Origin of the sequence: Nocardioides proteolyticus (assembly GCF_051280635.3) — a bacterium.
Taxonomy (GTDB): Bacteria; Actinomycetota; Actinomycetes; order Propionibacteriales; family Nocardioidaceae; genus Nocardioides.
The window spans coordinates 1-23,719 of sequence record NZ_JBNBPO030000012.1; the positions used below are offsets into that span (position 1 = coordinate 1).

At 72.9% G+C, this 23,719-nt stretch carries 20 protein-coding genes; 14 read left to right on the forward strand and 6 right to left on the reverse strand.

Annotated elements, in window-relative coordinates; translation table 11 throughout:
• Positions 1–398 (reverse strand): response regulator transcription factor (locus ACPOLA_RS08925; protein ID WP_435770172.1); only part of this gene is annotated, 398 nt, incomplete at its 3' end.
• 38 nt (positions 399–436) lie between these two features.
• Positions 437–1,717: a sensor histidine kinase gene (locus tag ACPOLA_RS08930; RefSeq protein WP_435770066.1), complete on the reverse strand. Its 1,281-nt coding sequence runs from the start codon at positions 1,715–1,717 to the stop codon at positions 437–439.
• A gap of 143 nt (positions 1,718–1,860) precedes the next feature.
• On the opposite strand from ACPOLA_RS08930, the gene ACPOLA_RS08935 reads away from it, so the two are divergent.
• From ACPOLA_RS08935 to ACPOLA_RS08945, 3 genes are read left to right on the forward strand one after another with little or no spacing between them, the layout of a single operon-like run.
• The gene (locus ACPOLA_RS08935) at positions 1,861–3,051 is read left to right on the forward strand and encodes a PspC domain-containing protein (RefSeq protein ID WP_435770067.1); all 1,191 of its coding nucleotides are present in this window, start codon (positions 1,861–1,863) and stop codon (positions 3,049–3,051) included.
• Positions 3,048–3,365: a hypothetical protein gene (locus tag ACPOLA_RS08940; RefSeq protein ID WP_435770068.1), complete on the forward strand. Its 318-nt coding sequence runs from the start codon at positions 3,048–3,050 to the stop codon at positions 3,363–3,365. Before ACPOLA_RS08935 ends, ACPOLA_RS08940 begins: the two co-directional genes overlap by 4 nt.
• Positions 3,366–3,367: 2 nt before the next feature.
• Complete coding sequence (locus tag ACPOLA_RS08945) at positions 3,368–3,910, forward strand: YbaK/EbsC family protein (protein ID WP_435770173.1); 543 nt, start codon at positions 3,368–3,370, stop codon at positions 3,908–3,910.
• A 46-nt stretch (positions 3,911–3,956) separates the two neighbouring features.
• On the opposite strand, the gene npdG is transcribed toward ACPOLA_RS08945, so the two are convergent.
• A complete protein-coding gene (npdG, locus tag ACPOLA_RS08950; protein WP_435770069.1) occupies positions 3,957–4,646 on the reverse strand; it encodes an NADPH-dependent F420 reductase in 690 nt (229 codons plus the stop codon).
• A gap of 155 nt (positions 4,647–4,801) precedes the next feature.
• On the opposite strand from npdG, the gene ACPOLA_RS08955 reads away from it, so the two are divergent.
• The 10 genes from ACPOLA_RS08955 (at position 4,802) to ACPOLA_RS09000 (ending at position 19,388) form a co-directional block, all read left to right on the forward strand.
• Entirely contained in the window at positions 4,802–5,839 is a 1,038-nt protein-coding gene (locus ACPOLA_RS08955) for an LLM class F420-dependent oxidoreductase (protein WP_435770070.1), read from the forward strand.
• Positions 5,839–6,987, forward strand: coding sequence for an acyl-CoA dehydrogenase family protein (locus ACPOLA_RS08960; protein WP_435770071.1), 1,149 nt, complete (start codon positions 5,839–5,841; stop codon positions 6,985–6,987). Before ACPOLA_RS08955 ends, ACPOLA_RS08960 begins: the two co-directional genes overlap by 1 nt.
• A 180-nt stretch (positions 6,988–7,167) precedes the next feature.
• Positions 7,168–9,312: an MMPL family transporter gene (locus tag ACPOLA_RS08965; RefSeq protein WP_435770072.1), complete on the forward strand. Its 2,145-nt coding sequence runs from the start codon at positions 7,168–7,170 to the stop codon at positions 9,310–9,312.
• 81 nt (positions 9,313–9,393) lie between these two features.
• Positions 9,394–11,979, forward strand: a complete 2,586-nt coding sequence (locus tag ACPOLA_RS08970) for a bifunctional FO biosynthesis protein CofGH (RefSeq protein ID WP_435770073.1) — start codon at positions 9,394–9,396, stop codon at positions 11,977–11,979.
• A 131-nt stretch (positions 11,980–12,110) separates the two neighbouring features.
• Complete coding sequence (locus ACPOLA_RS08975; protein ID WP_435770074.1) at positions 12,111–13,112, forward strand: PASTA domain-containing protein; 1,002 nt, start codon at positions 12,111–12,113, stop codon at positions 13,110–13,112.
• Positions 13,112–14,662: a TolB family protein gene (locus ACPOLA_RS08980; RefSeq protein WP_435770075.1), complete on the forward strand. Its 1,551-nt coding sequence runs from the start codon at positions 13,112–13,114 to the stop codon at positions 14,660–14,662. Before ACPOLA_RS08975 ends, ACPOLA_RS08980 begins: the two co-directional genes overlap by 1 nt.
• A gap of 167 nt (positions 14,663–14,829) precedes the next feature.
• Positions 14,830–15,918 (forward strand): sugar ABC transporter substrate-binding protein, encoded by a 1,089-nt coding sequence (locus tag ACPOLA_RS08985; RefSeq protein ID WP_435770076.1) that lies wholly within the window; start codon positions 14,830–14,832, stop codon positions 15,916–15,918.
• 113 nt (positions 15,919–16,031) lie between these two features.
• A complete protein-coding gene (locus ACPOLA_RS08990; RefSeq protein ID WP_435770077.1) occupies positions 16,032–16,853 on the forward strand; it encodes an ATP-binding cassette domain-containing protein in 822 nt (273 codons plus the stop codon).
• A gap of 10 nt (positions 16,854–16,863) precedes the next feature.
• Positions 16,864–18,159, forward strand: a complete 1,296-nt coding sequence (locus ACPOLA_RS08995) for a sugar ABC transporter permease (RefSeq protein ID WP_435770078.1) — start codon at positions 16,864–16,866, stop codon at positions 18,157–18,159.
• 2 nt (positions 18,160–18,161) lie between these two features.
• Entirely contained in the window at positions 18,162–19,388 is a 1,227-nt protein-coding gene (locus ACPOLA_RS09000; RefSeq protein WP_435770079.1) for an ROK family transcriptional regulator, read from the forward strand.
• 76 nt (positions 19,389–19,464) lie between these two features.
• Here the strand turns inward: ACPOLA_RS09000 and ACPOLA_RS09005 are convergent, their stop codons facing one another.
• The 3 genes from ACPOLA_RS09005 to xylB all read right to left on the reverse strand — a co-directional run bounded on the left by ACPOLA_RS09005 (position 19,465) and on the right by xylB (position 23,288).
• A complete protein-coding gene (locus ACPOLA_RS09005) occupies positions 19,465–20,667 on the reverse strand; it encodes an ROK family protein (protein ID WP_435770080.1) in 1,203 nt (400 codons plus the stop codon).
• The gene (gene xylA / locus ACPOLA_RS09010) at positions 20,660–21,829 is read right to left on the reverse strand and encodes a xylose isomerase (RefSeq protein WP_435770081.1); all 1,170 of its coding nucleotides are present in this window, start codon (positions 21,827–21,829) and stop codon (positions 20,660–20,662) included. Before xylA ends, ACPOLA_RS09005 begins: the two co-directional genes overlap by 8 nt.
• Before the next feature lie 82 nt (positions 21,830–21,911).
• Positions 21,912–23,288: a xylulokinase gene (gene xylB, locus ACPOLA_RS09015; protein WP_435770082.1), complete on the reverse strand. Its 1,377-nt coding sequence runs from the start codon at positions 23,286–23,288 to the stop codon at positions 21,912–21,914.
• 164 nt (positions 23,289–23,452) lie between these two features.
• Between xylB and ACPOLA_RS09020 the strand changes: the two genes are divergently transcribed.
• Entirely contained in the window at positions 23,453–23,596 is a 144-nt protein-coding gene (locus tag ACPOLA_RS09020) for a GPGG-motif small membrane protein (protein WP_168798336.1), read from the forward strand.
• Positions 23,597–23,719: the final 123 nt, after the last annotated feature.

Consider the following 23,719-nt stretch of genomic DNA (forward strand, 5'->3'; position numbering starts at 1 on the left):
GCGGAGAGGCCGGCTCCGGCGAACGCATCGAGGACGAAGCCCGCGAGCCGCGGGGAGAACACGGCGTCGCCCTCCGCCACCCGCCCGATGGCGTCCACCAGCTCCGGCCCGGTGATCGTCTTGGTGACGTAGCCTCGGGCGCCGCCACGGATGGTGCCGATCACGTCCTCGGCCGCGTCGGACACCGACAGGGCGAGGAAGCGGACGTCCGCGCTGGCCACCCTGCGGATCACCTCCACGCCGCCGCCGCCGGGAAGGTGCACGTCCAGCAGCACCACATCGGGCTGGTGGGCCCCTACGGCGGCGACCGCCTCGTCGACGTCCGCGGCCTCCGCCACCACCTCGACCCGACCCGCGCCCGTGGCCGCGAGCTCGGCCGTCACGCCACGTCGGAACATCGCGTGGTCGTCGACGACCACCACCCGCACCGGTCCGGTCACTGCTCCTCCTCCTCGTCGCGGGCCAGGTGCAGCCGCACCTCCGTGCCCTCGCCCGGCGTGCTGCGGACCTCGGCCCGCCCGCCGTGGCGCTCCATGCGGTCGATGACGCTGCGCCGGACGCCGAGCCGGTCCTCCGGGGTCGCGGCGGGGTCGAACCCGGCGCCCCGGTCGCGGACGAAGACGTCGATCCCGTCGTCGGCGACCTCGGCGTAGACGTCGATCCGCGGCACGCCGGCGTGCTTGGCGGCGTTGGTGGTCGCCTCCCGGGCCGCGGCGACGATCGGCCGGGTCGCCTCGACGTGGTCGCAGTCCCCCACGGCAACCACGTCGACGGTGACGCCGTAGGCGTCCTCGACGTCGGCCGCCATCGAACGCAGCGCGCTGGCGACCGTGGCGTCGTCCATCGACTCGCCCGCATAGAGCCAGGCGCGCAGGTCCCGCTCCTGGGCCCGGGCCAGGCGCGCGGCGTCGGCGGGGTTCTTCTGGATCAGGGCCAGCGTCTGGAGGACCGAGTCGTGCAGGTGGGCCGCCACGTCGGCCCGCTCCTGCGTGCGCACCCGCTCCGCCCGCTCGTCGCTCAGCTCGGTGACCAGCCCGTACACGAACGGGGCGACGACGATCGCGAGCCCGGCGGTGGCGAGCAGGACCGCGATGGTGGCGTCGCGGGCGAGGGCCAGCGAGCCGTCCCGGAGCAGGAACAGCACGAGCGCGACCACCACCAGGGCCAGCCCGGCGGCGATCCGGGTCCAGGCCGCCCAGCCGCCGCGGCCGAGCACCACGCGCGTCGGGTCCACCCGCCCGGTGGCGTCGAGCCAGCGCTCGCGCTGAGCCTCGTCGGCCTGCCGCCAGAGCAGAGCGACGCCGATGACCGCGATGCCGACGGGCCAGACCCACCACCCGTTGCCCAGCACCGCCTCCAGGGCGAAGATCGCACCGAGGGCGAGGACGGCGAGGATCACCACCGGTCCGAGGTCGGAGAACCGCCGGGCGCGGCCGGGCCGACGCCCGTCCCGGGTCGCGCTCTCGAGACCCGGCGCCAGGACCGACGCGGGCGGGCCCGCGGGCAGCAGCGCCCACAGTGCGGCGTAGGCGGCGATGCCGGCGCCACCGGCCACGGTCGCGATCACGAAGGCCACGCGCACGACGACCACCGAGACGCCGAGGTGGGCGGCGAGCCCGGCCGCGACGCCGCCCACGACCGGCTCACGCAGGTCGCGCCAGGCGCGTCGTACGTCGCGGGGAGCGTGTGTCCCGGGCGTGCCCACAGTGGTCGTCATCGTGGCTCCATCGTCACACAGCGGCACCGGCTCCAGGAGGGGGAAGAACCCTGACGCCACCCTGAGCCCGCGCACCGTCCACCGCCCCAGGATCAGGGGCGACCCCGATGGTGGGAGGGCGCCCGATGCAGCAGGCTCGACCCATGAGCACGACACCACCCGAAGCCCCGACCGAGGCCGCGGACCCGCGGGAGCCCGGCGACCACGGGCCACGGGTCACCAAGGACGAGGTCCGCGACCTGGCGAGGATCCGTCGCAGCCGCACCGACCGCAAGGTCGCCGGCGTCGCGGGCGGCCTGGCCCGCCACCTCGACATCGACCCGCTCCTGCTCCGCGTGGCGTTCGTGGTCCTCACGTTCTTCGGCGGTGGCGGCCTGATCCTGTACGGCGTCGCCTGGCTGATCGTGCCGGAGGACGAGACCGACGACGCCGTGGTCCGGCTCGACGACAGCGTGCGCGCGATCGCCCTGATCGTCACCGGGGTCTTCGCGGCGGCGTCGATCGTGGGCGACTCGTTCGGCGGACCGGCGTTCCCGTGGCCGCTGATCGTGGTCGGTGGCGTGCTGCTGGTGGTGTTCGCGTCCCGGGAGTCGCTGAGGCCCGGCGGCCCGCGGCATCCGTGGTTGCGGGGCGAGACGGACGAGATGCCGCACCCCGCGACCGGATCGGCCGCCGGGAGCACCTATCCGGGATACCGGCCGGCCCCGCCGCCGCCCGCCCGACCCGGCGACCCGCGCCGACGCGGCCCCCTGCTGTTCCTGTTCACCCTGGCGCTCGCCGCCCTGGGCGTCGGTGTGCTCGGCACCGTCCACCTGACGGGCGCCGACGTCCCGGCCTCGGCGTACCCGGCCACCGTGATGGCGGTCTGCGGCCTGATGCTGCTCGTGGGCGCCTGCTACGGGCGGGCAGGTGGCCTGATCCTCGTCGGTCTCCTGGCAGCCCTCGCCACGGCGGCCAGCTCCGTGGCGGCCGGCGTCGACGTGGGCGAGATCCGGAAGCAGCCGGAGCGCGCGGCGCAGCTCGCCGAGCGCTACGAGCTGGGCGCGGGCGACATCAGGATCGACCTCACCCGGGTCGAGGACCTCGACAACCTCGCGGGCGACGACCTGCACCTGGAGGTGGGCCTGGGCCGGATCGTGGTGGTCGTGCCCGAGGAGGGCCTCAACGTCGAGGTCGACGCGACCGTCGAGGGCGGCGAGGTGTCCCTGTTCGGCGACCGGTCCAGCAGCTCGGACACCTCGTCCTACGGCGACGACCCCACCGACCCGACCCTCACCATCGACGCCGAGGTCCTGCTCGGCGAGATCCAGATCAGCACCAGGAGCGCCCGATGAGCAGCTACGACGACCTCGGACCCGAGCTGCCGCACGAGCAGCGGGAGCACGGCGACCAGCACGGCCAGCACGACCGGCACCCTGACGACCGCGACCACCGCCCCGGCTGGCATCCCGTGAACACCGGGCACCTCGTGATGGGCCTGGCGTTCCTTGGCCTCACCCTGGTGTGGGCGCTGGTCGTGCCGGGACCGCTCTCGCTGGAGGACCACCGCTGGCTGCTGCCCGCCCCGTGGCTCGCGGCCGGCGCCGCCGGGCTGCTGGTCACCGTGGTGCGCGCCCGTCCCCGCCGGTCCAGCAGGATGAGTGGGTGACCATCCCGCTTCCGACCCTTCCGGGCCTGACCTCGCTCCCGGCACTCGAGCACCCGCAGCTCCTCGCACCTCCGGTCACGGACGCGCTCACCGCATGGCCGGAGTCCGAGGGCGTGGCCGTGGTGGAGATCGACCCCGGGCTCGCCGACACAGCCGCGATGAGCGAGGCCTACGGCGTCCCGATGACGGCCTCGGCCAACTGCGTGCTCGTCGCCGGCCGCCGAGCGGGCGAGGAGCGGGTGGCGGCGTGCGTGGTCCGGGCCGACACCCGCGCGGACGTCAACCATGCCGTGAAGCGCCTTCTGGACGTGCGGAAGCTGTCGTTCATGCCGATGGAGCGGGCCGTCGCCGAGTCCGGGATGGAGCACGGCGGCATCACCCCGGTCGGGCTCCCCGCGGGCTGGCGCCTGCTGCTCGACGCCCGGGTGCCCGCCATCGACGTCGCGGTGATCGGCTCGGGCGTCCGGCGCTCCAAGCTGCTGCTGCCGGGGCGGCTGCTCGCTGCGCTGCCCGGTGCCGAGGTCGTGGACGCCCTGGCGGGCTGAGGTCCGGTCAGTGGGCCCGGTCAGTGAGCCCGGTCAGTGGGCCCGGTCAGTGGGCCCGGTCGAGCCCGGTAACCCGGATGCCGGAGTGCACCTTGTACTTCCGGTTGATCGAGATCAGCACCGCGGTGAACGGCTCGAGCACCCGCGCCAGGCGGAGCTTGCCTCCGTCGACACCCGGCCGGCCGGTCACCGTGACGGCGAGGTCGATGGCGACCTGCTTGGCCTCGGTGGAGTCGCCCACGACGATCACGTCCTCGTCCAGGAACTCCTCGTCGCCCCACAGGCCCACCGCGGAGACGTTGTGGAACGCACCGACCACGGTGGCCTCCGGGGCCAGCGCCTGGGCCGACTCGGCCGCCGAGCCCTCGCCGCCGTCGATCACCCGGCCGTGCGCCCCGCGCTTGTCGAACGCCAGCGGGTTGACGCACGAGATGACGGTCCTGCCGGCGAGCGGCAGGGAGGCGACGAGGTCGTCGTGGCCGTCGTACGGCACGGCCAGGAGGACCACGTCGCACTGCGCGACCGCGTCCTCGTTGGCTGCGCCGGAGACCGCGCCCACCCCGGGGTGCCCGCCCAGCCGTTCGGTCACCTCGCCGGCGACGGCGGCTGCCTTCTCCGCGGCCCGGGAGCCGAGCACGACGTCGTGGCCACCGCGGGCGAAGCGGTAGCCGAGCCCCTTGCCCTGCGGGCCGGTGCCGCCGATGACGGCGACGGTGTACTTGCTGTCTGCAGTCACAGTGTTCCTCCTCGGGGGGACAGCGTCCCACCCCGTCCGGTGCCGCCTCCCTCCGGGAGAGGCGTTGCCATTGTGACAGTATTACTGTCACAGTTGTGCTGTGGGTCCCAGCGGCCCGCACCCTCCACACCGGCCTCCGGCCAGAAGGGACCTCCATGAAGCTCTCCATGCCGCTCGTGTACGCCGGCAATCCCCGCGAGTCCGCGGACCAGGTCGCCGCCCTCGAGAAGGCCGGCCTGGACACGATCTGGGTCGCCGAGCCGTACGGCTTCGACGCCCCGACGCTGATGGGCTACCTCGCGGCCAAGACCGAGACCGTCGAGATCGGCGCGGGCATCCTCAACGTCTATTCCCGAACCCCCGGTGCCCTGCTGCAGACCGCCGCCGGCCTCGACAACGTCTCCGGCGGGCGTGCGGTGATCGGGCTCGGCGCCTCGGGACCGCAGGTGATCGAGGGCTTCCACGGTCTCCCCTACGACCGACCGCTGACGCGCACCCGCGAGGTGATCGAGGTGCTGCGGATGGGCCTGCGTCGCGAGCCGCTCGACTTCCAGGGCAAGACCGTGCAGGTGCCGCTCCCCGAGGGACAGGGGCTCGGGCTCGGCAAGCCGCTGAAGCTGCTGAACCGGCCCGAGCGGGCCGACGTCCCGATCTGGGTCGCCGCCCTGGGCGACAAGAACGTGGCGATGACCGCGGAGGTCGCCGACGGCTGGCTGCCGTTCCTGGTCTACCCCGAGAAGGCGCGCCAGGTCTGGGGCGAGGCGCTCGACAGGGGCCGCGCGAAGCGGTCCGCGGACCTCCGCCCGCTCGAGATCTGCGCCGGCGGCATGGTCGCGATCGGCGAGGGCCCGGAGACCAAGGCGCTGCTGGACTTCATGCGACCGACCTACGCGCTCTACGTCGGCGGCATGGGTGCCCGCGACAAGAACTTCTACAACCAGCTGGCCTGCGAGTACGGCTTCGAGAAGGAGGCCAAGGAGATCCAGGACCTCTACCTCTCGGGCAAGAAGAAGGAGGCCGAGGCCCTCGTGCCGACCGAGTGGCTGGAGGCCGGCAACCTCGTCGGTCCCGAGTCCTACGTCAAGGAGCGGATCGCCGCCTTCCGCGAGGCCGGCGTGACCAATCTCTCCGTCTCCCCCGCGTCCGACAACCCGGCCGCGACCATCGCACAGATCAAGGAGTGGGTGAGCTGATGCCCGACCGTCCCAGCATCTACGAGACCGAGCACGAGGACTTCCGCAGGACCGTGCGCGCCTTCCTCGAGCGGGAGGTGGTGGAGCACCACGAGCAGTGGGAGAAGGACGGCCACGTCGACCGCGACGTCTGGCGCAAGGCGGGCGCGGCCGGCCTGCTGGGCTTCGACGTCCCCGAGGACCACGACGGGCCCGGCATCAAGGACTTCCGCTACAACATGGTCCTCACCGAGGAGATCACCCGCGTCGGCGCCTCCGGGCTCGGGTTCGCCCTCCACAACGACATCACCGTGCCCTACCTGGTCGCCATCGCGAACGACGAGCAGAAGGCGCGCTGGCTGCCGGGCTGCGTCTCCGGCGACATCATCACCGCGATCGCGATGACCGAGCCGGGCGCGGGGTCCGACCTCCAGGGCATCCGCACCACGGCGGTCGACAAGGGCGACCACTACGTCCTCAACGGCTCCAAGACGTTCATCACCAACGGGATCCTCTCCGACCTGGTGATCGTGGTGGCCCGCACCAACCCCGACGCCGGTGCCCACGGCATCAGCCTGCTGGTCGTAGAGGAGGGCATGGAGGGCTTCACCCGTGGCCGCAACCTCGACAAGCTCGGGCTGAAGGCGCAGGACACCGCCGAGCTCAACTTCGACAACGTCGCGGTGCCGAAGGCCAACCTGCTCGGCGAGGAGGGACAGGGCTTCATCTACCTGATGCAGAACCTCCCCCAGGAGCGGATCTCGATCGCGACGATGGCGGTCGCCGCGATCGAGCACATCCTCGACATCACGCTCGACTACGTCACCACGCGCGAGGCCTTCGGCAAGCCGATCGGCAAGTTCCAGAACACCCGCTTCGTGCTGGCGGAGATGGCCACGGAGGCCTACATCGCCCGTACCTTCGTCAACCACTGCGTCGAGCTGCTCAACGAGGGCAAGGTCGACACCTCGCTGGCGTCGATGGCGAAGTGGTGGACCACCGAGCTGCAGAAGAAGCTCGTCGACCAGGGCCTGCAGATGCACGGCGGGTACGGCTACATGATGGAGTACCCCATCGCGAAGGCCTACGCCGACAGCCGCATCCAGACGATCTACGGCGGCACGACGGAGATCCAGAAGGAGATCATCGGGCGGTCGCTCGGCCTCTGAGCAGACGGCAGCAGGACACCGCGCAAGGCCCCGGGACGTCACGACCCGGGGCCTTCGTGCGTCGGGACGGTCGCGAGCGGGAGAACAGCGGGCGAGCGAGCGATGAGTCCTCGGCAAAATCGGGGTCCCTAGGGAGAAATCCCGATGTGCTCACCCCCTCCTGACTGAGAGAGTCCCCCCATGCACCGTCAGATCGCGGGCAGGTTGACCGGCCCCGTCACCAAGTGGATCGTGCTCGTCGTCGTGCTGGTCGCCGCGGGCGGCCTCGGCACCTTCGCCGGCAAGCTGCTGAGCGTCCAGGACAACGAGATGTCGTCGTGGCTCCCCGAGAGCGCCGAGTCGACCCGGGCGCTCGAGGAGATCGACGCCTTCCAGGACCCCAACGACATGGGCACGACCGTCGTCTACCACAACGAGGACGGGCTGACCGCCGAGCAGCTCGCCGCCATCGAGCGGCACGCCGAGGAGATCGAACGGATCGAGGGCGTCAGTGAGGTGCTGACCCCAGCGCGGGCCGAGGCTGCGCGGATCCCCGTTCCCTACGTCTCCCAGGACGGTCAGCTCGCCAAGCTGGACTTCACGATCAACCGGGGCGACGAGGTCTGGTACGAGATGCCGGACGTCGCCGAGGACGTCCGCGAGCTCACCGAGACCGACGGCGTCGAGGTCTACCTCGCGGGAGCCGGCGGCAGCACCGCCGACCAGTCCGCCGCGTTCGAGGGCTTCGAGGGCCGGCTGCTCGTGATCGCCCTGCTGGCCGTGACCCTGATCCTCCTGATCAGCTATCGCAGCCCGGTGCTGTGGATCCTGCCGATCTTCAGCGCCGTCGTCGGGCTGATGATGTCGATGGGCCTGCTGTACTTCCTCGCGAAGTACGCCGGGCTCACCATCAACGGGCAGACGCAGTTCATCATGATGGTCCTGGTCATCGGCGCCGGCACCGACTACGCCCTCCTGCTCGTCGCCCGCTACCGCGAGGAGCTGCGGCGCCACGAGGACCGGCACGAGGCGATGGCGTTCGCCCTGCACCGCGCAGCACCCGCGATCCTGGCCAGCGCCGCCACCGTGGTGGTCGGGCTGCTCTGCCTGCTGTTCGCCGAGCTCAACTCGACCGCGGGGCTGGGGCCCGCCAACGCGGTCGCGATCGCGGTGACCTTCGTCGTCATGGTCACCCTGCTCCCCGCGCTGCTGGTCATCTTCGGCCGCTGGGTGTTCTGGCCGTTCGTGCCGCGGTTCGGCAGCGAGGAGCCCACCGCCTCCGGGTTCTGGGCGCGCATCGGCCGGTCGATCGACAAGCGCCCGCGCATGGTCTGGATCGTGACCGCCGGCGTGCTGGCCGTGCTGTGCCTCGGGTTCTTCCGGCTCGACACCTCCGGCGTCCCGTCCGACGAGATCTACACCAAGGAGGTCGACTCCGTGGTCGGCCAGGAGCTGCTCAGCGAGCACGGCCTGGTCGACGCCAGCACGCCGGTCCAGGTGATCACCGACGCCGCAAGCGCCCCCGCGGTGCGGGAGGCGATGACCGGGATCGACGGCCTCGACGCGCCGCTCGAGCCGATCGTCGAGGGCGACACCGCGCTGGTCATGGCCAGCCTCCAGGGCGACTCGCTCTCCCAGGAGTCCAAGGACGCCGTGACCGAGGTGCGCGAGCAGGTGCACGCGGTGTCCGACGAGGCCCTGGTCACCGGATGGACGGCCCTGACCATGGACATCTCGGCCGCCTCGGAGCGGGACAACAAGGTGATCATCCCCATCGTGCTGGCGGCGGTGCTGCTGATCCTGATCGCGCTGCTGCGCGCGCTGGTCGGACCGCTGCTGCTGATCGGGACCGTGGTCCTCTCCTTCGGCGCCGCACTGGGCATCTCCGGGCTGGTGTTCGACTTCGTCTACGGCCACGAGTACGTCGATCCCGGCTTCCCTCTGTTCGCCTTCGTGTTCCTGGTGGCGCTCGGCATCGACTACAACATCTTCCTGATGACCCGGGTCCGCGAGGAGACGGTGGTGCACGGCACCCGGAGGGGCACGATCAACGCGCTCTCCTCGACCGGAGGCGTGATCACCGCCGCCGGGCTGGTGCTGGCCGCGACCTTCGCCACGCTGGCCACGATGCCGATGACGTTCGCCCTCCAGATCGGCACCACCATCGCGCTCGGCGTCCTGCTCGACACGATGATCGTCCGGTCGGTGCTGGTGACCGCCCTCAACCTCGACCTCGGCAACAGGATCTGGTGGCCCAGCCGGCTCGACCGCCGGCCCGACCGCCGCGATCCCGAGCCGGACCCACCGGCCGCCGCCCAGCCGGAGCCGGTGCCCGCGCTCGACTGAGGACCAGGCTTCGGGTGGGCGTCTCCCCCCACCGGCTGGAACGCGTTCTGGCCGGGACGCCCACCCGATAGCCTGAGGCCGATGAACGACGCCCCGACCCCCCAGCAGGTCCGCCGCGCCCTCGCCCGGGCGGAGCGCGGTGCGGCGCTCGACCTGGCGGAGGCCACCGCCCTCCTGGCGGCCACCGGAGCCGAGCTCGACCGGCTCACGGCCGCGGCGGCGAAGGTGCGCGACGCCGGCCTGTCCGCCGCCGGCCGTCCCGGCGTGGTCACCTACTCGCCGAAGGTGTTCATCCCGGTCACCCGGCTGTGCCGTGACCGCTGCCACTACTGCACCTTCGTCGAGACACCGGGCCAGCTCCAGCGGGCCGGCAAGGCGATGTTCCTCTCCCCCGACGAGATCCTCGACATCGCCCGCCGCGGCGCCGAGCTCGGCTGCCTGGAGGCGCTGTTCACCCTGGGCGACCGGCCCGAGGACCGCTGGCCCGAGGCCCGCACGTGGCTGGACGAGCAGGGCTACGACTCGACCCTCGCCTACGTCCGCGCCATGGCGGTGCGGGTGCTGGAGGAGACCGGCCTGCTCCCCCACCTCAACCCGGGCGTGATGTCGTGGGAGGAGCTCAACCGGCTCAAGCCGGTCTCCCCCTCGATGGGGATGATGCTCGAGACCACCTCGCGGCGGCTGTTCGACACCAAGGGGCTGGCCCATCACGGCTCCCCCGACAAGGATCCCGACGTCCGGCTGCGCGTGCTCGACGACGCCGGCCGGCACGGCATCCCGTTCACCACGGGACTCCTGGTGGGCATCGGCGAGACCCTGCAGGAGCGCGCGGAGACCATTTTCGCGCTCCGCCGCACCGCGCGCGCCTACGGAGCGGTCCAGGAGGTGATCGTCCAGAACTTCCGGGCCAAGCCGGACACCGCCATGCGCCACGCCGACGACCTGGGGCTCGCGGAGTACCGCGCGGCCATCGCCGTGACCCGCCTCGTGCTCGGCCCCAGGGCGCGGGTGCAGGCACCGCCCAACCTCGTGGACAGCTCCGAGGGCTCCGCCGAGTGCCGCCTCCTCCTGGAGGCGGGCGTCGACGACTGGGGCGGCGTCTCCCCGCTCACCCCCGACCACGTCAACCCGGAGCGCCCCTGGCCCAGCCTGGAGCGGCTCCGCTCCATCACCGAGTCCTGCGGCTTCGACCTGCGGGCCCGGCTGACCGTGCACCCGGAGTACGTCGTGGGCGCGCTCCAGCGGGGCGAGGCGTGGCTCGACCCGCGGGTCGCCGGCCACGTCGCCGCCCTCGCCGCTCCCGACGGACTGGCCATCCCCGGCGTACGGCCGACCGGGCTGCCGTGGCAGGAGCCCGACGGCGGGTCCGAGTCGGCCGGCCGCACCGACCTGTTCGCGGCGGTCGACAGCGAGGGTCGCTCCGCCGACCGCCGCAGCGACTTCGGCTCGGTCTACGGCGACTGGGAGTCGGTCAAGGAGGCGGCCGCCCGCACCGCCGGCCCCGTCGGCCCCGCGGGTACCGCCGGCACCGTCGGTGGTTCCGGTGCCGATCCGGACGCCGTGGCCGCGCTGCGCGCCGCCGAGTCCGACCCGGCCGGCCTCTCCGACGAGCAGGCGCTGACCCTGATCACGGCCGAGGGCGACCTGCTCCGCGAGGTGGTCGCCCTGGCCGACGCCCTCCGCCGGGAGACCGTCGGCGACGACGTTACCTACGTGGTCAACCGCAACATCAACTTCACCAACGTCTGCTACGTCGGCTGCCGCTTCTGCGCGTTCGCCCAGCGGCGCACCGACGCCGACGCCTACTCCCTCTCCTACGACGAGGTGGCCGACCGCGCCGAGGAGGCCTGGCAGCTCGGCGCGACCGAGGTCTGCATGCAGGGCGGCATCGACCCGCAGCTGCCCGCGACGGCGTACTTCGACCTCGTCGCCGCGGTGAAGCAGCGGGTGCCGGAGATGCACGTGCACGCCTTCTCCCCCATGGAGGTGGTCAACGGCACGGCGCGGACCGGCCTGTCGGTGGAGGACTTCCTGATCAAGGCTCGAGAGGCCGGGCTGGGCTCGCTGCCCGGGACCGCCGCGGAGATCCTCGACGACGAGGTCCGCTGGGTGCTCACGAAGGGCAAGCTGCCGGCCCGCACCTGGATCGAGGTCGTGAGCACCGCGCACCGGCTGGGCATCCCGACGACGTCGACGATGATGTACGGCCACGTCGACAACCCGCGTCACTGGGTGGCGCACCTGCGCGTGCTCGCGCGGGTGCAGGAAGCGGCCCTCGAGGCGGGCAGCAGCGGGTTCACCGAGTTCGTGCCGCTGCCGTTCGTGCACACCAGCGCGCCGATCTACCTGGCCGGCGTCGCGCGCCCCGGACCCACGCTCCGCGACAACCTGGCCGTGCACGCGATGGCCCGGATCCTGCTCCACGGCCGGATCCGCAACATCCAGACCAGCTGGGTCAAGCTCGGCGTCGACGGCACCCGTGCGATGCTCCGCGCCGGGGCCAACGACCTCGGCGGCACCCTGATGGAGGAGACCATCTCCCGGATGGCGGGGTCCGAGCACGGCTCGGCGAAGACGGTCGCCGAGCTCACCGAGATCGGAGCCGGCATCGGCCGGCCGGTGCGCGAGCGCACCACGACGTACGACGCCCCGCCGCGCCGCGCCTGATCCCGGACCGGCGGACGGCACCCGCGCCACGACCGCGCGCGCAGAGTGCCGTGAAGTTGGTGATTCCGCGGACCGCCGAAGGAGGCCGCCACTAGGCTCAGCGCGCTTCATCGCCACCGGAAAGGCCCTTCATGCGCACACGTCGTGCCGTCCGCACGCTCGCCACCCTGGCCACGATCGCGGCTCTGCTCGTCGGCTGCGGCGGAGGTGAGGAAGAGGACTCGGCCAAGGCCGGCGACGGGCAGGAGCGCTCCGCGGTGGCGCAGTCGGAAAACGCCGACCCTGTCGAGGCTTCGATGCCCGACCTGACCGGCCTGACCGAGGACGAGGCTCGAGCGGAGCTGATCGGCCTCGGGGTCGACGAGGGCGACATCGTGGTCACGACCCAGGAGAGCCTGCTGACGGCGGGCACCGTGGTCGACACCGTGCCCGGCACCGGCAACACCATCACGGGCTCCATCACCCTCAACATCGCCGGCCCGGTCGGGCCCGTTCCCGACTTCGCCGGCAAGCAGGTCGCCGAGGTCGAGTCCTGGGCCACCGAGCGGGGCATCGCGTTCGAGGAGGTGCCCGTCGCCGACGGAGAGCACGCCGACGGTGAGGTGCTGGGGACCACGCCCGACGCCGGTCAGACGCCGACCTCCGAGATCCAGGTCCGGGTCGCACGCACTCCGAGCACGAAGGCCCTCTACCTCACCGAGGACCTCGGCGACGGATACTGCGGCGCGGAGTCCGGCGAGACCTTCATCGACGGCGACCCGTACGACGGCAGCTACACGCAGCCGGACGGCGAGAACTGCGTGTTCGAGTTCGACCTCGGCAGGGACTGGGACCGGTTGACCGGGATCGTCGGCTTCACCGACACCTCGGACAGTGGCACGCGCATGCGGATCCAGGTCGTCGTCGACGGCACCTCGAAGGTCAACCAGGTGATCGACTTCGGCAAGAAGCCGCTCGAGCTGGACGTGGACGTGTCGGACGGTCTGCGGCTCGCGATCGAGCTCAGTGACGTGGCCGGCTACGGAACCGTGGGCTTCGGGGACCTCCGACTGCTGGGCACGGGTTCCGCGGCCGGAGAGGGACAGGGCACCGCCGAGGGCCTCGGCGAGGACTCCGAGGACGGCCTGGAGTAGTGCCCGCCGCGCTGCACCACTCGCTGCGCGACCTCGTCACGCGCCTGGGGCCGGCGATCCTCGCTGACTCCGACGAGCTTCGGGGAGCACTCGACGACTACCTCGACGAGACCGCCGGCCCGCCCGCCGAGATCCGGCTGCTGGTCCACGCCGTCGACGAGGGCGCCCCTGAGCGACTGAGCGGCCTGCTGGACAACGGCGCGGACCCGGAGGCCGCGGTCCACGCCGTCGGTGGGGCCGTCTCCGATCGGGCCGGTCTCGACGAACGAGGCGCACGGTGGGCCGTGGCCGCCCTGGGCTACGCCGCCGGAAAGGTCGAGGACGTCGTGGTCAGCGCTGCCTACGACGCATGGCGCTCCGGCCTCGCCACCCGGCTCACGCCGCCGTTCCCCGCGGCCCCCGCATCATCCGAGCCTCCGGGGACCTCGCCGCCGCCTCCGCCGCGCCCACCTGGACCCGCTGGTCCGGGCGTCGGACCGGTGACGGACCGGCCGCTGGTCACCGCGGCGCAGTCGCTCGACACCGCCACGGGGGGCGCGGCGACGACGGCCGGACGCCCCCGCCACCGCGCGGCGCTCATCGGGGCCGTGGTGGTCCTCGCTGCTGTCGCCGCCGGCGGCTGGTGGGCCACCGTCGGCGGCGGCTCCGACGGGACCGCGGAGACCCCGCGTCCTGGCGGCACGTCCGCCGCCGCCGCCGGCGACCCCACGGACGGCCACGAGGACAGCACGAGCGGCGGGTCGGACCAGCGGTCCGACGGCCCGTCCGGAGACACATCGGGGACGGCGGAGCACACGTCGTACGTGGCGTTCTCCAGCCGAGCCACGGGAACCTCCGAGGTCCACGTCCTCGACCTGGCGACCGGAGGGGAGCGCGCGGTGGCCGCGAGTGGCGCCGCCTCCCAGCCGAGCGTCTCGTCGGACGGCCGCACAGTCGCGTTCGTGCTCGAGACCGAGGAGGGCAAGCGGCTCGCCATCAGCACCGGCGACGGTCCGGCGCGGGTGCTCGACGTGGGGCAGGACCCGAGCGATCCGGCCATCTCTCCGGACGGCACGACCGTCGCCTACGTGACACGGACCGAACGGGGGAAGGACGTCTCGGTCCTCGACCTGGCCGCACCGCGACCGCACCTCCAGGTCGCGGGCTCCGCGGACGAGTTCGCGCCGGCCTGGTCCGAGGACGGCGACCGGCTCGCCTATGTCCTCACCGGCTCGGTGAACGACTCGATCGTCGTCATCGATGCCGCCTCCGGCTCGGAGCTGTCTCGGACGACGGCGGAGGGGCACGCGAAGTCTCCGGCCCTGTCGCCCTCCGGCTCGCACGTCGCCTACGTCGGCCACGTCCAGGGGAACGCCGAGATCCTCCAGGCGGAGCTCGGCGTCAGCGGTGCTCCGACGAACCTCAGCCGGAGCGGGGACACCGAGGTGGCGGTCGTCTGGCTGCCCGACGGTCGACTCGTCACTGCGGCGCCGGGACGCGGACTCGTCGCGATCACCACCGGTTCCGCTTCGCCCGAGGTGCTCACCTCCGGCCCTGGCGACGCCCTCTAGGGCCTCGCCGCTCCGCTCATGCTTGTGCCGGCAGCCGCCGGGGCGGCGAAAGTTTGCCCTCCGTACCTCTGGACGTGACGGCCGTCACTCCATATGTTGTTCCGAACAACATATGGCCCGCGATGAAGGCACGTCGTGCCCGGGCCCGGATCGCAAGGAGGCGGTTGATGAAGCGCAAGCACAGCGCACTGGTGGCGGCGGGGCTCGGCCTCGCGCTCTCGCTCTCGGCCTGTGGTTCCGACGAGGGCGCCAGCGACGACAACGGCGGCTCGGGCGGCGACATCGAGGGCAAGATCGGCGTGATCCTCCCCGACACCGAGTCCTCGGTGCGCTGGGAGAGCGCCGACCGGCCGGCACTGGAGAAGGCCTTCGACGAGGCCGGTGTCGAGTACAGCATCCAGAACGCCGAGGGCGACGCCGAGAAGATGGCGCAGATCGCGGACTCGATGATCGCCGACGGCGTCACCGTCCTGGCGATCGTCAACCTCGACTCCGCGTCCGGGGCCGCGATCCAGGAGAAGGCCGAGAGCCAGGGCGTCGCGACCATCGACTACGACCGGCTGACGCTGGGCGGGTCGGCCGAGTACTACGTCTCCTTCGACAACACCGTCGTGGGCGAGCTGCAGGGCCAGGGCCTGGCCGACTGCCTGGGCGACGAGCCGGCGAACATCATCTACCTCAACGGCTCGCCGACCGACAACAACGCCACCCTCTTCGCCGAGGGCGCCCACAGCGTGCTCGACGAGATCGACGCCTACAAGGTGGTCGGCGAGCAGGCCGTGCCCGAGTGGGACAACGAGGAGGCGGCCGTCATCTTCCAGCAGCTCTACACCCAGGCCGACGGCAAGGTGGACGGGGTGCTGGCCGCCAACGACGGGCTCGCGGGCGCGGTCATCTCGATCCTCGAGGGCAACGGCCGGGCCGGCAAGGTGCCGGTGACCGGGCAGGACGCCACCGTGGAGGGCCTGCAGAACATCCTGGCCGGCACGCAGTGCATGACCGTCTACAAGTCGGCCACGCAGGAGGCCAACGCGCTCGCCGAGGCCGCCATCGCGCTCGCCAGCGGCGAGGAGGCCGAGACCACCGGCACGACGAAGGACTCCGAGAGCGGCCGCGAGGTGCCCTCGATCCTGCTGGAGCCGCAGGCGATCACCAAGGACAACGTCGGTGACGTGATCGAGGACGGCGGGCAGAAGCTCGAGGACGTCTGCACCGCGGAGTTCGAGAAGGCCTGCGCGGACGCCGGGCTCTCCTGACCCGACCGAGCGGAGCCACCGTCTGCGCCCGCCCGGCGGGCGGGCGCAGACGGGCCCCGGTTCGTTGTGGCGAACAACAATCCCGAAGTGCGACCTGGAGTGAGGACGAACCCATGACCCACGTGCCCGAGGCACCCGCCGCGTGGCCGAGCCAGCAGCCGTCGAGCTCGCCCCTGCTGCAGCTGAAGGGGGTCAACAAGAGCTTCGGGGTGGTCCACGTGCTGCACGACGTGGACTTCGCCGTCCATCCCGGACAGGTGACGGCGCTCGTCGGCGACAACGGCGCCGGCAAGTCGACGCTGGTGAAGGTGATCGCCGGCATCTACGGGCGTGACAGCGGTGCCTACCTCTTCGACGGGAAGCCGGTGCACGTCAGCTCCCCTCGCGACGTCGCGGCCCTCGGCATCGAGGTCGTCTACCAGGACCTCGCGCTGTGCGACAACCTCGACATCGTCCAGAACATGTTCCTCGGGCGCGAGCTGCGCAAGGGCGTCGTCCTCGACGACATGACCATGGAGGACCGGGCCCGAGAGACGCTCGCGTCGCTGTCGGTGCGCACGGTCAAGTCGGTCCGCCAGAGCGTCGCCAGCCTGTCCGGCGGCCAGCGCCAGACGGTCGCCATCGCCAAGGCGGTGCTGTGGAACTCCCGGATCGTGCTCCTCGACGAGCCCACCGCCGCGCTGGGTGTCGCGCAGACCCGCCAGGTGCTCGACCTGGTCCGGCGGCTGGCCGACCGGGGGCTCGGTGTCGTGCTGATCTCCCACAACATGAACGACGTCTTCGAGGTCGCGGACCGGATCACGGCGCTCTACCTCGGGCGGGTCGCCGCCGACGTCCCGGCCGAGCAGGTCACCCACAAGCAGGTCGTCGAGCTGATCACCGCCGGGCGCTCCGGCGAGCTCGGCATCCACGATGTCGCAGCGGCGACGATCTGAGGAGGCAGCGATGAGCACCAGGTCCGCAGAGCCGGCCGCCGCGACGACCGAGACCCCCGGTCTCGCGCAGGGCGACTTCGCCGGCGACAGCCGCAGCAGCGCCACGATCGGCGACGCCTTCCGCGACTACGTCAACCGGCTGCGCGGCGGTGACATGGGGTCGCTCCCCGCGCTCCTGGGGCTGGTCGTGCTGTTCACCGTCTTCAGCATCGCCCACGACAAGTTCCTCACCACCTACAACCTGGCCAACCTCGTCGTGCAGGCGGCCTCGATCTGCGTGCTCGCGATGGGCCTCGTCTTCGTGCTGCTGATCGGCGAGATCGACCTCTCGGCCGGTGTGGCCGGCGGGGCGTCGGCCACGATCACCGCGCTCGTGATGCTGGACCACGGCTGGACCTGGTGGCTGGCGGTGCTCGCCGGCCTGGGGATCGGCGCGGTGATCGGCCTGGTCATCGGCATGCTGGTCGCGCTGCTGGGGATCCCGTCGTTCGTCGTCACGCTGGCCTTCTTCCTGGCACTGCAGGCGGTGCCGCTGAAGCTGATCGGCTCCGGTGGCTCGCTGCGGTTCAACCACGAGGTGCTGCGCGGGATGTCGATCAAGAACGTCCCCGTCACCGCCGGCTGGATCGCGGCCGGGGCGATCGTCGTCGGCTTCGCCGCCCTCACCCTGTGGCAGTACCGCTCCCGGGTCGCCAAGGGCCTGGTCCACCAGCCGCTCGCGCTCGTCGTGGTGAAGATCGTGGCGCTCGCCGTCGTCGTGCTCGGCCTGACGGCCCTGCTCAACGCCAACCGCGCGGTCAACCCGGAGATCTTCGAGATCAGCGGCATCCCGTGGGTCGCCCCGGTCGTGATCGGGCTGCTCCTGTTCTGGACCTTCGTGCTGACCCGCAGCCGCTTCGGCCGGCACCTCTACGCCGTGGGCGGCAACGCCGAGGCCGCGCGGCGGGCCGGGATCAACGTCAAGGGCATGAAGATCGCGGCGTTCGTGATCTGCTCGAGCATGGCCGCCGTGAGCGGCATCCTGGCGGCGTCGTACACCGGGAAGGTGTCGCCTGGTTCGGGTGGCGGCAACGAGCTGCTCTACGCCGTCGGCGCCGCGGTGATCGGCGGCACCAGCCTCTTCGGCGGCCGTGGTCGCGCCATCGACGCCGTGATCGGCGGCCTGGTGATCGCCACCATCCCCAACGGGCTCGGCCTGCTGGACCAGGCCAGCTACATCAACTTCCTGGTGACCGGGGGCGTGCTGCTGCTGGCGGCCAGCGTGGACGCGATCTCGCGACGACGGCGCTCGGCCGCCGGGGTCTAGCGGTGGTCACCGCGCCACGCGGCGGCACCGGCACCAACCAGGAGGCCGTCCGTCGCCACAATCTCGGGACCCTGCTGCGGCACGTCCACGACACCGGCGAGATCTCCCGGGCCCAGCTGACCGGGCGGATGGGCCTGAACCGGTCGACCATCGCCGGCCTGGTCGGCGAGCTCGAGACCCTCGGCCTCATCGAGCACGCCTCCCCGCCGACCGGCCCGCGCACCGCCGGCCGCCCGTCGGCCGGCGTGCGGATCCGCGACGACGGCCCCTACGTGATCGCGGTCGACCTGGGTGTCGACCGCGCCGAGGTCGCCCGGGTCGGGCTCGGCGGACGGCTGTGGGAGCGGGCCAGCGCGCCCATCCCGCAGGAGACCGAGGCGTGGCAGGTCGGCGCGACCGTGGCCGCGCTGGTGCGGCACGTGGTCTCGGTGTCGCCACCGGACGCGCCGCTGCTCGGGATCGGGGTCGCCGTCCCGGCCCTGGTACGACGCAGCGACGGCCTCGTGCGACACGCACCCAACCTCGGCTGGCGCGACGTCTCCTTCGGCTCGATCGTGCTCGCCGCGCTCTCCCTCGACGTGCCGATCGCGCTCGGCAACGACGCCGATCTCGGCGCGCTCGCCGAGCACCGTCGCGGCGCGGGCGTGGGCGTCGGCGACCTGGTCTACATCTCCGGCAACGTGGGCGTCGGCGCCGGCGTGATCACCGGCGGCGTACGGCTCGAGGGGGCGGCGGGCTACGCCGGCGAGGTCGGCCACCTGTGCTTCGATCCCCGCGGCATCCGGTGCCACTGCGGCAGCGACGGGTGCTGGGAGACCGTGGTCGGCGCGCACGCGATCGCCGAGGCGATCCGCTGCCCCGCCGACCAGGCCGCCCGCCTCGGCGCGGTGCTCGACGACGTGACCGTCGCGCCGCGCGAGCTGCGGCCGATCGCCGCGGACCTCGGTCGCGGCCTCGCCGCCGTGGTGAACGCCTTCAACCCCAGCGTGGTGATCCTGGGCGGCTACTTCCGGCCGCTCTTCCGGCTGATGCGCAGCGAGGTCGCCGCAGGGCTCGCCGAGCGGGCGCTGAGCCCGGTCTACGAGTCGGTCCGGCTGATGCTGCCGGGCCTCGGCAGCGACTCGGTGCTTCTCGGGGCCGCCGAGATGGCGATGGAGCCGGTGTTCGCCGACCCGGTGGCCAGTCTCGCCACGGCCGTCACCGACGCGCCCGGGCGGCTCGCCGGCTGACCCGCCGCACCCGCCGGCCAGCCGTCAGCCAGCCGCCGGGCGATCGCCGACCAGCCGCGGGCCGACCGTCGGCCGGTCACGCGGTGAGCTCGACCGTGCCGTCGAAGACGTCGTCGAGGGCGCGCTCGGCCGCGCCGAGGGCTGCCGACTCCGTGCCGAGAGTGCCGAGGCGGAGCGACGGCCGCGCCTGTGCGGACGCGGCGAGCGCCGAGTCGAGCTCGGCCCGGGCGGGCTCGAGGATCAGGTCGCCCAGCGGCGGGAAGTAGCCGCCGAGCACGATGGTGCCGGGGTCGAGCACGCCGGTCACCACCGCGAGGCCGCGCCCCAGCCAGCGCCCCACCTCGGCGATGCCCCGGCGCACGGCGGCGTCGGTGCGAGCCGCCTCGGCGACCACCCGGGCCGTCTCCTCGGGGGTGGCTCCCTCCGGCATCCGGACCGCGGACAGCAGCGCGTGGAGGCCCACCGAGGCCTCCCAGCACCCGGTCCGCCCGCAGCCGCACGGGGCGTCGGCCCGACCGATCGGGAGGTGACCCACCTCGCCGGCGAAGCCGTGCGCACCGCGCAGGAGGCGCCCGTCGTCGACCAGGCCGGCGCCGATGCCGACCGTGCCGGTCAGGTAGAGCAGGTGACCCGCACCGCGGCCCGCACCGCGGCGGAGCTCGGCCAGCGCTGCGCAGTCCGCGTCGTTGCTCACCCGCGCGCGCCGGCCCCCGCCGAAGGCCGCGTCCACCGCGTCGGCCAGGCCCGTCCCGGTGACGCCGAGGTTGGGGGTCCAGACCACGGTGCGGTCGTCGCCGGCGATGAGCCCGGGCACCGCGACCGTCGCGCCCATCACCCGCAGCCCCGTGCCGGCGGCCCAGCCGGCGACGTCGCGCGTCACGGCGGCCAGCTCGGCCGGCACCCGGTCGACGCCGGCGACCGCACGGGTCACCCGGTGCCGGACGTCGCCGGCGAGGTCGAGCACCACCGCGGCGACGTACTCGACGTTGGCCTCGAGACCCACCCCTGCCTGCCGCCCGCCGGCGAGGCTCACCCGCTGGCCGGGGCGGCCGCGCTCGCCGCTGCGCACCTGCTCCACGCCGGCGACCGCGCCGACGTCCTCGAGGCCCGCGACGATCGCCCCGACGGTCGCCTTGGCCAGGCCGGTCCGTCCGGCGAGCTCGGCCCGGCTGGCCGGGCCGTCGTGGCGCAGCGAGCGCAGGACAATCGCCGCGTTGCGGCGCCGCAGCGACTCGGCACCCGCGGGACCGGCAGGACCGGCAGGACCGGGATCAGCCACGGACGCCGTAGAGGTGCTCGAGGGCGAGCTGATCGAGGCGCTCCATCGCCACCTCGCGCAGGGCCAGCTGCTCGACGTCGGGCAGCGGCCAGTCGAGCAGCCCGCGCCACCCCTCGCCGTCGTCCAGCGTGGGCACGGCGAGCTCGGGCAGCTGCGCCTCCTCGAGCACGGCCTGCACCTCGGGGTCGGCGCGGAACGCCCTCACCTTCTCCCGCAGGATCAGGTAGTTGTCGATGCAGGCCTTCGCCGAGACCCACACGCCCTCGTCGGTCTCCGCGCGCACGGGCTTGTAGTCGAAGTGCACGGGGCCGTCGTAGCCGCCGGCGATCAGGGTGTCGACGACCCAGAAGGCGCCGCGCACGTTGCCCGCGCCGAAGCGGAGGTCCTGGTCGTACCTGGGCCCGTTCTGGCCGTTGAGGTCGATGTGGAACAGCTTGCCGTGCCACAGCGCCTGGGCGTAGCCGGCCGCGGCGTTGAGCCCCGCCATCTCCTCGTGCCCGATCTCCGGGTTGAGGCCCACCAGCTCGGGGCGGTCGAGGGTCTCGATGAACGCGAGGGCGTGGCCGACGGTCGGCAGCAGGATGTCGCCACGGGGCTCGTTGGGCTTGGGCTCGATCGCGAACCGCAGGTCGTAGCCCTGCTCCACAACGTAATCGCCGAGCACGTTGAACGCCTCCTGGTAGCGGTCCAGGGCCGACGCGACGTCCTTCGCGGCGCCGTACTCCGCACCCTCGCGACCGCCCCAGGCGACGTAGACCTTCGCGCCGAGCTCGGCGGCGAGGTCGATGTTGCGCATCACCTTGCGGAGTGCGTAGCGGCGCACGTCGCGGTTGTTGGAGGTGAACGCCCCGTCCTTGAACACCGGGTGGGTGAACAGGTTGGTGGTCGCGGTGGTGACGACGAGACCGGTGTCGGCCAGCCCGGTGCGGAACCGGGCGAGGATCGCGTCGCGGGTCGCGTCGTCGGAGCCGTGCGGGATCAGGTCGTCGTCGTGGAAGTTCACCCCGTAGGCGCCGATCCCCGCCAGCCGCTCGAGGGCGTAGACCGGGTCCATCGGCGGCCGGGTGGCGTCGCCGAACGGGTCGCGCGCCTCCCAGCCGACGGTCCACAGGCCGAAGGAGAACTTGTCCGCGGGGCTCGGGGACGGGATCTGGATGGTCATCGACGTGCCTCTCGTGGTGGTGCGGCGGTCTGGTCTGGGCTGGGACTTGGCTCGGTTGAACTGGTGGTCGACCGTCGACGGGTCAGGGGGTCGCGTCGCGCAGGGCCGCGTACTGCTCCCGCACCCGGGGGGTCGGGTCCGCGGTGAGGACGCCGGCGGTCGGCAGCGGCCACTCCGGTGGCGCGGCCGACCCGGCCAGCGCCCAGGCCGCCTGGCGGGCGGCGCCGCGGGCGACGTACTCGCCCGGCTCGGGGAGCACCACCTCGCGGCCGAGGATCGCCGGCGCGAGCGCCCGTACGGCGTCGCTGCGGGTGGCTCCGCCGACGAGCAGCACCCGGCGCGGCTCGGCGCCCGTCGCGGCGACCAGCGCGTCCACCGCGTCGGCGAGCGAGCAGAGCAGCGCCTCGAAGGAGGCGCGCGCCAAGTCGGCCCGGGTCGTCGCCGGCGTGAGCCCGGTCCAGGTGCCGACGGCGTCGGGCCGGTCGGGCGTGCGCTCGCCGCCGTAGTAGGGCAGCACGGTCACCCCTCCGGCCCCCGCCTCCGCCCGGAGCGCGAGCGCGGCGAGGCCGGCGTGGTCGACGTCGAGCCAGCGCGCCTGCAGGTCGAGGATGCCCGCGGCGTTGATCGTGGTCACCATCGGCAGGAACCCGCCGGAGGCGTCGGCGAACCCGGTGACGGTGCCGGTGCCGTCGGCGACCGGGCTCGGGCTCACCGTGGAGGCGACGCCCGAGGTGCCGATCGAGACCAGCACGTCGTCGGAGGTGAGCGAGAGGCCGAGCGCGGCGCCCATGTTGTCGCCCGTCCCCGCGGCGAGCACGGCGCCGTCGCGCGTCCGGCCGGCGACCGCGCCGGGGGCGACCACCTCCGGCAGGTCGACGTCGTGACCGAGGGCGGCCGCCGCGAGGTCGTGACGCCAGGCGCCCTCGCGGGCCGCGTAGTAGCCGGTGCCGGACGCGTCGCCGCGGTCGGTGAAGGGCCGGGTGCCCGGCGCGGCGGCGTGGAGCGAGACGTAGTCGTGCGGCAGCAGCACCCGGTGCACCCGACCCGCGCGGTCGGGCTCGTGGTCGCGCAGCCAGCGCAGCTTGGTGACGGTGAACGAGGCGACGAGGACGCTGCCTAGGAGGTCGGCACACGCCTGCGGCCCGCCCAGCTCGGCGACCAGCTGCGCCGCCTGGGGCGCGGAGCGGGTGTCGTTCCACAGCAGCGCGTCGCGCACGGGGTGGCCGTCGGCGTCGACGGCGACCAGCCCGTGCTGCTGGCCGGCCACGGCGACCGCCGCTGCCCGCTCCCGCAGGCCGGCCGTCGCCGCGTCGTACGCCTCGAGCCAGGCGCGGGGGTCCACCTCCGTGCCCGGCGGGTGCGGCGCCGTGCGCTGCTCGACCACCGTGCCGTCGTCGGCGTCCACGAGGACCGCCTTGGTGGACTGGGTGGAGGAGTCCACGCCGAGGACGAGAGGCATCCCCCATATTTAGTACGAGACTCGAACTAAGTCAATGGGCCCGCCGCCCCGACCACTGTCGGGCACCCGGGCGTCGGAGGGGCGCGACGGCTCGGGGGTCTGACGTCAGGGGAGCCGGGTACCGGATGAGTGGCCCACGAGGCCGCTAACGACAGGAGGAAGCCGTGGAACTCATCTTGTGGATACTCGCCGTACTTCTGGTGGTGTCCGGCATCGTCAGCCTGTTCCGGGGAGAGGTCCTGTGGGGGGTCGTGCTGATCGTCGTCGGCCTTCTCGTCGGACCGGGAGGGGTCAGTCTCTTCACCTGACGTCGTCGTCGGGCGCGTCGGCGCCTCCGTGCATGCTGAATTGGGGGGATGCACGGGGGCGCCGACGGCTTTTCCCGTGCCGCGCCCGCGAGCGTGCCGACACGCCGGAGAGCCGCGCCACCG